Origin of the sequence: Mycobacterium sp. (assembly GCF_036490025.1) — a bacterium.
Lineage (GTDB): Bacteria > Actinomycetota > Actinomycetes > Mycobacteriales > Mycobacteriaceae > Mycobacterium.
Genome location: NZ_DASXEP010000172.1, coordinates 1 through 11,762, shown reverse-complemented (window position 1 = coordinate 11,762; position 11,762 = coordinate 1). Strand labels below are relative to the sequence as shown.

Annotated in this window: 6 protein-coding genes; 5 read left to right on the top strand and 1 reads right to left on the bottom strand. The window is 67.1% G+C overall.

Annotated features, from left to right (window positions below):
- Window positions 1-144: 144 nt before the first annotated feature.
- The 5 genes from VGG53_RS19755 to VGG53_RS19735 all read left to right on the top strand — a co-directional run bounded on the left by VGG53_RS19755 (window position 145) and on the right by VGG53_RS19735 (window position 11,195).
- A complete protein-coding gene (locus tag VGG53_RS19755) occupies window positions 145-1,035 on the top strand; it encodes an alpha/beta hydrolase family protein (protein WP_331519778.1) in 891 nt (296 codons plus the stop codon).
- A 106-nt stretch (window positions 1,036-1,141) separates the two neighbouring features.
- Complete coding sequence (locus VGG53_RS19750) at window positions 1,142-2,158, top strand: cutinase family protein (protein ID WP_331519777.1); 1,017 nt, start codon at window positions 1,142-1,144, stop codon at window positions 2,156-2,158.
- A 309-nt stretch (window positions 2,159-2,467) separates the two neighbouring features.
- On the top strand, window positions 2,468-4,360 hold the full coding sequence (gene fadD32 / locus VGG53_RS19745) for a long-chain-fatty-acid--AMP ligase FadD32 (protein WP_331519776.1): 1,893 nt from the start codon (window positions 2,468-2,470) through the stop codon (window positions 4,358-4,360).
- A gap of 8 nt (window positions 4,361-4,368) precedes the next feature.
- Complete coding sequence (pks13, locus tag VGG53_RS19740; RefSeq protein ID WP_414689008.1) at window positions 4,369-9,645, top strand: polyketide synthase Pks13; 5,277 nt, start codon at window positions 4,369-4,371, stop codon at window positions 9,643-9,645.
- On the top strand, window positions 9,642-11,195 hold the full coding sequence (locus VGG53_RS19735; protein WP_331519775.1) for an acyl-CoA carboxylase subunit beta: 1,554 nt from the start codon (window positions 9,642-9,644) through the stop codon (window positions 11,193-11,195). The genes pks13 and VGG53_RS19735 overlap by 4 nt, the downstream gene beginning before the upstream one ends.
- Here VGG53_RS19735 and VGG53_RS19730 read toward each other — a convergent pair.
- The gene (locus tag VGG53_RS19730) at window positions 11,192-11,680 is read right to left on the bottom strand and encodes a hypothetical protein (protein WP_331519774.1); all 489 of its coding nucleotides are present in this window, start codon (window positions 11,678-11,680) and stop codon (window positions 11,192-11,194) included. The genes VGG53_RS19735 and VGG53_RS19730 overlap by 4 nt on opposite strands.
- Window positions 11,681-11,762: the final 82 nt, after the last annotated feature.

Here is an 11,762-nt window from a genome sequence, read left to right as displayed (position 1 = left end):
ACGGCTGACGGCGACGACCTAGCGAGGTCGTCGCCGTTCGCCGTTTCTGGCGTCCGGCCCAATGGGGTGTGATTAGCTACCTTGCGGAACCGGGGGCGATCTGGTGTCCCTCAATTGGTGGTCGAGCGACAAGCGAGGTCAGTCATGAGAAGTCTGTCGATGCTGCTACGGCTGGTGTGCGCCGCTGTATTGACGGCCGGGGTCTTCGTCGGAGCGCATAACGGCTCGGCCCGCGCGGCCGGCTACGAGACGCTGATGGTGCCGTCGGCATCGATGGGCCGGGACATCCCGGTGGCTTTCCTGGCCGGCGGCCCGCACGCGGTGTATCTGCTGGACGCCTTCAATGCCGCGCCGGACGTCAGCAACTGGGTGACCGCGGGTAACGCGATGAACACGTTGGCCGGCAAAGGGATCTCGGTGGCCGCGCCGGCCGGTGGCGCGTTCAGCATGTACACCAACTGGGAGCAGGACGGCAGCAAGCAGTGGGACACGTTCCTGTCCAGTGAGCTGCCGGACTGGCTGGCCGCCAACAAGGGCCTGGCTCCCGGCGGGCACGCGGCCGTCGGCGCCTCCCAGGGCGGGTATGGGGCGATGGCGCTGGCCACGTTCCACCCCGACCGCTTCGGCTTCGCCGGTTCGCTGTCGGGATTCCTGTACCCGTCGAACACCACCACCAACGGCGCGATCATCGCGGGGCTGCAGCAGTTCGGCGGAGTCGACGGCAACGGGATGTGGGGAGCCCCGCAGCTGGGCCGGTGGAAGTGGCACGACCCGAACGTGCACGCGTCGCTGCTGGCGCAGAACAACTCCCGGATCTGGGTCTGGAGCCCGATGAACATGGGTGGCGACGCCGCCGCCATGATCGGCCAGTCCGGCGAAGCGATGGGTAACGCCCGGTTCTTCTACCAGGAATACCGCAACGTCGGTGGGCACAACGGGCACTTCGACTTCCCGGGCGGCGGCGGCAACGACTGGGGTTCGTGGAGCTCGCAGCTGGGCGCGATGTCCGGCGACATCGTCGGCGCGATCCGCTAGCTCGTCGGGCGGGCGCGGTGCCGCAAGCCGGTACCGTGAAGCAAGCACGACGGCCGCTCGACGGCAGTTCGGCTGTGCAATCGACCGACTCTGCTAGCAGGAGACCATGGCTGTGAATTCCCGGCGCAAACGCCGCCGTCGCATTCTGGCGTTGATCGCCGCCGCCGCAGTGGCATTGGTGGTGGGGCTGGTCATCCTGGCGGTGGTCGGTGTGCTGCGGCAACGCCAGACCGCACCGAGCGCGGTGCCGCCCAGCATCGTGCCGCCGGCCAGCAATGGTTCGGCTCGCCCACACAAGCCGCGGCCGGCCTCGCAGGATTCCAGCTGCCCCGACGTGCAACTGATCGCGATTCCCGGGACTTGGGAATCGTCGCTGCAGGACGATCCGCTCAACCCGGTTCAGTTCCCGAAGGCGTTGTTGCTCAACGTCACCCGGCCGATCCGCGAGCAGTTCAACTCCAGCCGGGTCGAGACCTACACCGTCCCCTACACCGCTCAGTTCCACAACCCGCTCAGCGGCGACCCGCAGATCTCCTACAACGACAGCCGGGCCGAGGGCACTCGAGCGGCGGTCAAGGCGATGACGGACATGAACGTCAAATGCCCGCTGACCGGCTACGTGTTGGTGGGATTCTCGCAGGGCGCGGTGATCGCCGGCGACATCGCCAGCGATGTCGGCAACGGGCGCGGACCGGTGGACGACGACCTGGTGCTCGGTGTGACGTTGATCGCCGATGGCCGCCGCCAGCAGGGCGTGGGTCAGGAAATCGGGCCCAATCCGCCGGGCGAGGGCGCCGAGATCATCCTGCACGAGGTGCCGGTACTGTCCACTCTCGGCTTGACGATGACGGGCGCGCGGCCGGGCGGTTTCGGTGCGCTGAACGGCAAGACCAACGAGATCTGCGGGGCCGGCGACCTGATCTGCGCGGCTCCGCCGGAGGCGTTCAGCCTCGCGAATCTGCCCAGGACGCTGGACATTCTGGCCGGTGGTGCCGGCCAGCCGGTGCATGCGCTGTATGCCACCACCCAGTTCTGGAGCCTGGATGGCCAGCCGTCAACCGAGTGGACGTTGAATTGGACGCACAGCACGATCGAAAATGCGCCCCATCCCAAACACGGGTGACCGGGACATGCAACACGACCGGCCCAGCGTCACAGGTCACAGTTTCGACAAGCGGTACCTTCGGATTTGGTGCGCGGCGAACCGCCCACTAACATTAAGAGAGTTTTAAGAGCAGCTATGGTCGGCCTATCGCGTCCACGCGTTGCGGCGCACTCGATGCGCCTCGGTAGCCTCTGGGAGGTTTGCCGTTTCGCGACAGCCTCTCGCAGGCGAAGGGTGGTACCCCCGCAGGTCGGCCAGAGTCCGATGACACCGTCGGTGAGGCTCACCCAGACTTAGCCCGAGCAGCGTGGTGAAGGAGAGAGCGGCATGGCCTACCACAACCCGTTCATCGTGAACGGCAAGATCACGTTTCCGGACAACACCGACCTTGTTCGTCATGTTGAGAAGTGGGCCAAGGTGCGCGGGGACCAACTGGCCTATCGCTTCCTGGACTTCTCCACCGAACGCGACGGTGTCGCGAAGGACATCTCATGGGCCGAGTTCGGTGCCCGTAACCGTGCGGTCGGCGCCCGGCTGCAGCAGGTCACCCAGCCGGGTGACCGCGTCGCGATCCTCTGCCCGCAGAGCCTGGACTACCTGGTCGCGTTCTTCGGCACGCTGTACGCCGCCCGGATCGCGGTGCCGCTGTTCGATCCGGCCGAGCCGGGACACGTCGGCCGGCTGCACGCTGTACTCGACGACTGCGCCCCGTCGGCGATCCTGACCACCAGCGACTCCGCCGAGGGGGTCCGCAAGTTCTTCCGCAGCCGGCCGGCCAAGGAGCGACCACGCGTCATCGCCGTGGACGCAGTGCCCAACGACGTCGCCACCACCTGGGAGCCCGTGCTGGCCAATCACGACACCGTCGCCTATCTGCAATACACCTCTGGATCCACCCGCACCCCGACGGGCGTCGAGATCACGCATCTGAACCTGCCGACGAATGTGGTCCAGGTGATTCACGCCATGGAAGGCCAGGACGGCGACCGCGGTGTGAGCTGGCTGCCGTTCTTCCACGACATGGGCCTGATCACCACCTTGTTGTCGACGGTGGTCGGCTACCGCTTCACCTTCATGACGCCCGCCGCCTTCGTGCGCCGGCCCAGCAGGTGGATACGCGAGCTCGCGCGTAAGGAGGGCGAAACCGGCCAGACCCTCTCCGCCGCACCGAACTTCGCTTTCGAACATGCAGCGCTGCGCGGCCTGCCCAAAGACGGTGAGCCGCCGCTGGACCTGAGCAATGTCAAGGCGATCCTCAACGGCAGTGAGCCGGTGTCGGCGGCATCGATCCGCAAGTTCAACGAGGCGTTTGGGCCATACGGCTTCCGGGAGGAGGCGATCAAGCCGTCCTACGGTCTGGCCGAGGCCACCCTGTTCGTCTCGACCACCCCGATGGACGAGGCGCCCACGATCATTCATGTCGACCGGGAGGCGTTGAACAACAGGCAGTTCGTCGAGGTGGCCGCCGACGCACCGACCGCCGTCGCGCAGGCTTCCGCCGGCGTGATCGGTGTCGACCAACGTGCCGTCATCGTCGACGCCGAGTCGGCCAGCGAATTGCCCGACGGGCAGGTCGGCGAAATCTGGCTGCACGGCCAGAACATGGGAGCCGGGTACTGGAACCGAGAAGAAGAGACGGTCGAGACGTTCAAGAACATTCTGAAGTCGCGCACCAACCCGTCCCGCGCCGAAGGCGCTCCCGACGACGGGACGTGGGTACGCACCGGTGACTACGGCACCTACCACAACGGTCACCTCTATGTCACCGGCCGGGTCAAGGACCTGGTCATCGTCGACGGGCGCAATCACTATCCGCAGGACCTGGAGTACTCGGCGCAGGAAGCCAGCCGAGCGCTGCGCCCAGGCTATGTGGCAGCCTTCTCGGTGCCGGCCAACCAGCTGCCCGCCGAAGTGTTCGACAACTCGCACGCCGGACTGAAGTACGACCCGGACGACACCTCCGAGCAGCTGGTGATCGTTGGTGAGCGTGCCCCCGGCGCGCACAAGCTCGACTACCAGCCGATCGCCGACGACATCCGGACCGCCATCGCCATCCGGCACGGGGTGACGGTGCGGGACGTCCTGCTGGTGCAGGCCGGATCGGTGCCCCGGACCTCCAGCGGCAAGATCGGCCGCCGCGCGTGCCGCGCCGCCTATATCGACGGCAGCCTGCGCAGCGGCACCGCGTCCCCGAATTCCTTCCCCGACCAAGCGGATTGACCGCGAACATGACTGACGCAGACCTCGATTCCCCGCAGACCGCTGAGCCCATCAGCAACCCTGCTCGCACCGACATGACCATCGCCGAGGTGCGGCAGTGGCTGCGCAACTGGGTCGCCGATGCCACCGGGCGATCGCCCGACGCGGTTGACGAGGCCACGCCGATGGTGGAACTGGGTCTGTCCTCGCGCGACGCCGTGGCGATGGCCGCCGATATCGAGGACCGTACCGGGGTCACCATGTCGATCGCGGCCGCTTTCGAGCATCCGACGATCGAATCGCTGGCCACCTGGATCGTGGAGGGCGACCCCGAGCTCGACACCGCCGACGATGAGACCGACTGGACGCGTAGCGGGCCGATCGAGCGGGTCGACATCGCCGTGGTGGGCCTGGCGACCCGGTTGCCCGGCGACATGAACACTCCCGACGAGACTTGGCAGGCACTGCTGGAGGGTCGAGACGCGATCACCGATCTGCCCGAGGGGCGTTGGTCGGAGTTCATGGAAGAGCCGCGGCTGGCCGAGCGCATCAAGAACGCCCGTACCCGCGGCGGTTACGTCAGCGACATCAAGGGCTTCGACTCCGAGTTCTTCGCGCTGTCCAAGACCGAGGCCGATAACATCGACCCGCAGCAGCGGATGACGCTGGAGCTGACCTGGGAGGCGTTCGAACACGCCCGCATCCCGGCGTCCAGCCTGCGCGGCGAGTCCGTCGGCGTGTACGTCGGCACCTCGGTGATGGACTACAGCTACCTGGCGATGTCCGACCCCACCGTCGCCCACCCGTATGCGATCACCGGCACCGCGAGTTCGATTGTGGCCAACCGGGTTTCGTACTTCTTCGACTTCCACGGCCCGTCGGTCGCGGTGGACACCGCCTGCTCGAGCTCGCTGGTCGCCACCCATCAGGCCGTGCAGGCGTTGCGCAGCGGTGAATGCGAAGTGGCGGTGGCCGGTGGGGTCAATGCGCTGATCACGCCCGCGGTGACACTCGGTTTCGACGAGATCGGCCAAGTGCTCTCGCCGGACGGCCGGATCAAGTCGTTCTCGGCCGACGCCGACGGCTACACCCGCTCCGAGGGCGGCGCGATGCTGGTGCTGAAGCGGGTCGACGACGCACGCCGCGACGGCGATCAGATCCTCGCGGTGATCGCCGGTAGCGCAGTCAACCACGACGGCCGGTCGAACGGTCTGATCGCGCCCAATCCAGACGCGCAGGCCGACGTGCTGCGCCGGGCCTACAAGGACGCCGGCATCAACCCGCGCACCGTCGATTACGTCGAGGCGCATGGCACCGGCACCGTGTTGGGCGACCCGATCGAGGCCCAGGCGCTGGGTCGGGTGATCGGTCGCGGCCGTCCCGCCGACAAGCCTGCGCTGCTCGGCGCGGTGAAAACCAATGTCGGACATATGGAGTCGGCGGCCGGTGCGGCCAGCCTGGTCAAGATGGTGCTGTCGCTCCAGCACGACAAGCTGCCGCCGTCGATCAACTACGCCGGCCCCAACCCCTACATCGACTTCGACGCCGCGCATCTGCGCGTCCTGGACACCGTCGGCGACTGGCCCCGCTACGGCGGGTACGCCGTTGCGGGGGTGTCCGGCTTCGGGTTCGGCGGCGCCAACGCGCACCTGGTGCTGCGCGAGGTGCTGCCCCGCGACGTCGTCGAGCGCGAGCCCGAACAGCAGCCCGGGGCTGCTCCCGCGGCACCCGCCGCCGAGGAGCATGTCGAGCACGTTGGGGGAATGCGCTTCGACGAGTACGGCGAGTTCATCGAAGACGACACTGCGCCGGCGGAAGCCGAGTACGAGTTGCCCGGCATCACCGATGAAGCCATTCGGCTCAAAGAGGTGGCGCTGGAAGAGCTTGCGGCTGAAGAGGTTCCGACTCCGGTGGCGCCCCTGGCGGTATCGGCTTTCCTGACGTCGCGCAAGAAGGTGGCTGCGGCCGAGCTCGCTGACTGGATGGAATCCCCGGAGGGCCAGGCGTCGTCGCTGGAATCGATCGGCCGGGCGTTGTCCCGACGCAACCACGGCCGTTCCCGCGCAGTGGTGTTGGCACACGACCACGACGAAGCCATCAAGGGTCTGCGCGCGATCGCCGATGGCAAGCAGAAGCCCTACGTGTTCAGCACCGACGGGCCGGCGACCAATGGTCCGGTGTGGGCGATGGCCGGTTTCGGTGCGCAGCACCGCAAGATGGGCAAGAACCTGTATCTGCGCCACGAGGTCTTCGCCGAGTGGATCGACAAGGTCGACGCGCTGATCCAGGACGAGCGGGGCTACTCGGTGCTCGAGCTGATCCTCGACGACTCGGTCGACTACGGCATCGAGACCAGCAACGTCGTCATCTTCGCGATCCAGATCGCGCTGGGTGAGGTGCTGCGCCAGCACGGCGCGAAACCCGCTGCGGTGATCGGCCAGTCACTGGGCGAACCCGCCGCCGCCTACTTTGCCGGCGGGCTATCGCTCGCCGACGCCACCCGGGTGATCTGCTCGCGCTCGCACCTGATGGGCGAGGGCGAATCGATGCTGTTCGGTGAGTACATCCGGTTCATGGCGCTGGTCGAATACTCCGCCGACGAACTCAAGACGGTGTTCGCCGACTTCTCCGGCCTGGAGGTGTGCGTCTACGCCGCTCCCAGCCAGACCGTCATCGGCGGCCCGCCCGAGGAGATCGACGCGATCGTCGCCCGCGCCGAGGCGGAGGGACGCTTCGCCCGCAAACTGCAGACCAAGGGCGCCGGCCACACGTCGCAGATGGATCCGTTGCTGGGCGAGTTCTCCGCTGAGCTGCAAGGGATTTCACCGACGAGCCCGAAGGTCGGCATCTTCTCGACGGTGCACGAGGGGACGTACATCCGGCCGGGTGGCGAGCCGATCCACGACGTCGCCTACTGGCTCAAGGGCATGCGGCATTCGGTGTACTTCACCCACGGCGTGCGCAACGCCGTCGACAACGGCTACACCACCTTCTTGGAGCTGGCGCCGAACCCGGTCGCGCTGATGCAGATCGGTCTGACCACTGCGGCCGCGGGATTGCCGGACGCGCAACTGATTCCGACGCTGGCCCGCAAGCAGGACGACCTCGAATCGATGATCTCGGCGATGGCGCAGTTGTTCGTGTTCGGCCATGACCTGGACATCCGCACGCTGTTCAGCCGCGCGACCGGCCCGGAAGACTTTGCCAACATTCCGCCAACCAAGTTCCGCCGCAAGGAGCACTGGCTGGATGCGCACTTCTCCGGCGACGGCTCGGTGCTGATGCCCGGTACGCACGTGGCGATGCCCGACGGCAGGCATGTGTGGGAGTACGCGCCGCGCGGCGCGGCAGATCTGGCCGGCCTGGTGAAAGCCGCTGCCACCCAAGTGCTTCCGGATGCGGTGCTGACGGCATCCGAGCAGCGCGCCGTCCCGGCCTCCAACGCCCGGCTGGTGACGACGCTGACCCGCCATCCCGGCGGGGCGGCGGTGCAGATCCATGCGCGCATCGACGAGTCCTTCACTTTGGTCTACGACGCGCTGGTGTCGCGGGCGGCTCAAGCCTCGGTTTTGCCGACAGCCGTCGGGGCAGGCATCGCCCCGTCGACCACCGCGCCCGTGGCCGAGCCGGCAGCCGACGAGCCGGACCCGGCTGGCGCCGTGACCGACAGCCTGACTGCCCGTCAGGTGGGCGCCTTGGCCCGCTGGTCGCCGGATTCCGGTGAGACGGTGCGTGATCGGCTGGCGTCCATCGTGTCGATGGCGATGGGTTATGAGCCCGAGGACCTGCCCTGGGAGGTCCCGCTGGTCGAGCTCGGCCTGGACTCGATGATGGCCGTGCGGATCAAGAACCGCGTCGAGTACGACTTCGACATGCCGCCGATTCAGCTGCAGGCGGTCCGCGACGCCAACCTCTACAACGTCGAGAAGCTGATCGAGTACGCGATCGAGCACCGCGACGAGGTGCAGGATCTGCACGAGCGGCAGAAGACGCAGACCGCCGAGGAGATCGCCGCCGAGCAGGCCGCCATGCTGTCCGGGGCCACCCCGTCGTCGCTGACCGCACCCGCGCCCGATACCCAGGCCGAGCCCGAGACACAGTCGGACACACCGGTTCCGCCGCCGCCGACGGATCCTTCGGGTCCGGTGGCCGCTGCCGCACAACCCAACCTGACGGCCGCCGGGCAGGCACTCAACCAGCAGGCCGTCGCCGCGGTGCTCAACTCCGACATTCCGCCACGCGACGCAGCCGAGCGGGTCACCTTCGCGACGTGGGCGATCGTCACCGGAAAGTCACCGGGCGGCATTTTCAACGAGCTGCGCACACTCGACGACGCCGCCGCCACCAAGATGGCGGAGCGGCTGTCGGAGCGCGCGGAGGGCACGATCACCGTGGACGACGTCAAGGCCGCCGGGACCATCGAGGAACTCGCCAGCACCGTGCGCGAGTACCTGGAGGCCGGCCAGATCGACGGTTTCGTCCGCACGATTCGGGCCAGGCCCGAAGGCTCCACCAAGCCGGCCGTTTTCGTGTTCCACGCCGCCGGCGGGTCGACGGTGGTCTACGAGCCGTTGCTGAATCGCCTGCCGCCGGACACCCCGATGTACGGATTCGAACGCGTCGAGGGCAGCATAGAAGAGCGTGCGGCGCAATACGTTCCGAAGCTGCGCGAGCTGGGCGGGGACGGGCCGTTCATTCTGGCCGGCTGGTCACTGGGCGGCGCGTTGGCCTATGCCTGTGCGATCGGGCTGAAGCAGCAAGGTTGCGACGTGCCGTTCGTCGGGTTGATCGACGCGGTGATGCCCGGGGAGCCGATCCTGCAGACCAAGGAAGAGACCCGCAAGCGCTGGGACCGTTACGCGCGCTTCGCCGAGCGGACCTTCAATGTCGAGGTCCCCGAAATCCCTTACGAGCAGCTCGAACAGCTCGACGACGAGGGCCAGATCAGGTTCGTGCTGGAGGCCGTGCGGCAGAGCGGCGTGCAGATCCCGGGTGGGATCATCGAACACCAGCGCACGTCATATCTGGACCAGCGGGCGATCGACACCGCCGAGTACCAGCCGTACGACGGCCACGTCACGCTGTACATGGCCGACCGCTACCACGACGACGCGATCACCTTCGAGCCCGCCTACGCCATCCGCAAACCCGACGGCGGCTGGGGCGACTACGTCGCCGACTTGGAGGTCGTGCCGATCGGTGGCGAGCACATCCAGGCCATCGACGAGCCGATCATCGCCAAAATCGGTGCGCATATGACTCAGGCGCTCAACAAGATTCACGCCGAGCAGAAAGAAGCCGAGTGACCACCAAGACCACCGCTGAGCTGCTGGCCGAACTGCGCGAAAAGCTGGAGACCGCCAAGGAACCCGGTGATCCGAAGGCGATCGCGCGGCGGGACAAAAAGGGCCTCCCGAGCGCTCGTGCCCGCATTCACGCGCTGCTCGACCCGGGCAGCTTTCTGGAGATCGGCGCATTGGCGCGCACACCGGGTGACCCGGACGCGCTGTTCGGCGACGGCGTGGTCACCGGGCACGGCAGAATCAACGGCCGCCCGGTCGCGGTTTTCAGTCACGACCAGACCGTGTTCCAGGGCTCGGTGGGCGAGATGTTCGGCCGCAAGGTGGCCAAGCTGATGGAGTGGGTCGCGATGGTCGGTTGCCCGATCATCGGCATCAACGACTCTGCCGGTGCCCGAATCCAAGATGCGGTCACCTCGCTGGCCTGGTACGCCGAGTTGGGCCGCCGCCACGAGCTGCTGCGCGGCCTGGTGCCAGAGGTTTCCATCATCCTGGGCAAATGCGCTGGGGGAGCGGTCTATTCACCGATTCAGACCGACCTGGTGGTGGCGGTGCGCGACCAGGGCTATATGTTCGCTACCGGCCCGGACGTGATCAAGGCGGCCACCGGCGAGGACGTCAGCCTCGACGAGCTCGGCGGCGCCGACTACCAGGCCCGCTACGGCAACATCCACCAGGTTGTCGAGGACGAGGCCGCGGCCTTCCAGTACGTGCGGGACTACCTGAGCTTCCTGCCGGCCAACACGTTCGATGACGCACCCGTGGTCAATCCTGGTTTGGAACCGGAGATCACACCGGACGACCTCGAGCTGGATGCCATCGTGCCGGACAGCGACAACATGGCCTACGACATGCACGAGATCCTGCTGCGGATCTTCGACGACGGCGACGTCTTCGACGTCGCCGCGCAGCGCGGTCAGGCGATGATCACAGCGTTCGCCCGGGTGGACGGCCGGCCGGTCGGGGTGATCGCCAACCAGCCGATGTACATGTCGGGGGCGATCGACAACGAGGCGTCGGACAAGGCGGCCGGCTTCATCCGGTTCTGCGACTCCTACAATCTGCCGCTGGTTTTCGTCGTCGACACCCCGGGCTTTCTCCCGGGCGTCGAGCAGGAGAAGGGCGGCATCATCAAACGCGGCGGCCGGTTCTTCAACGTCGTCGTGGAGGCTGACGTGCCGAAGGTGACCATCACGATCCGCAAATCCTACGGCGGGGCTTACGCGGTGATGGGGTCCAAGCAGCTGACCGCCGACCTGAACTTCGCCTGGCCCACCGCGCGCATCGCCGTGATCGGGGCCGAGGGGGCCGCACAGCTGCTGATGAAGCGGTTCCCCGACCCGACCACCCCGGATGCGCAGAAGATCAAGAAGGACTTCATCGAGGGCTATAACCTGAACATGGCGATCCCGTGGATCGCGGCTGAGCGCGGGTTCATCGACGGCGTCATCCAACCGCACGAGACCAGGCTGCTACTGCGTAAGTCATTGAACCTTTTGCGCGACAAGCAGATTCACTGGCGTACCCAGCGCAAGCACGGTCTGACGCCGATTTAGACCGACGCCGGGAAATCCGAGGTGTAGAACTCGGCCGGGCTCTGTGCGAACTGGGCCGGCCGGCGGATGAAGACCCAGACCCCCGTCGTGCCGGAGCGAAGGCCGTCCCGCACCGTGGTGTTCGCCACTCCCGCGCCGTCGCTGTCCAGACCGGCCACCGCGACGCCCAGCCCCGCGACATCGCAAGGCGCGTTCGACGCCCGGGGCGCCTGGATCAGGCTGACGTCGTAGTGGGTGTTGGGCTGGCCGGGCTCTGCGAGGTGCACCTCCGCGGTCACTGTCCCGCCGGCGGCGTGGATGACGGCGGACGCCGTGGCACGATCCGTCGAGGCCCGATCGGGGATCGGAGTGAAATCGCACGCGCGCAGGATGCTTCGCATCGGCACCACTGTTCCGGGGTCGGCGCTTGCGGGGACAGCTGAGCATGCCAGCGCGATAACAGCAGGTACTGCACCACGGGCCAGCGCAGAAATCGTTAATGACATTCTGTCAATTATCCCGGCGCAGATAGCCACCCGACCACGCTCGGGACGAGAGATGCCTTACACGAGAGACTCTGGTGTGACG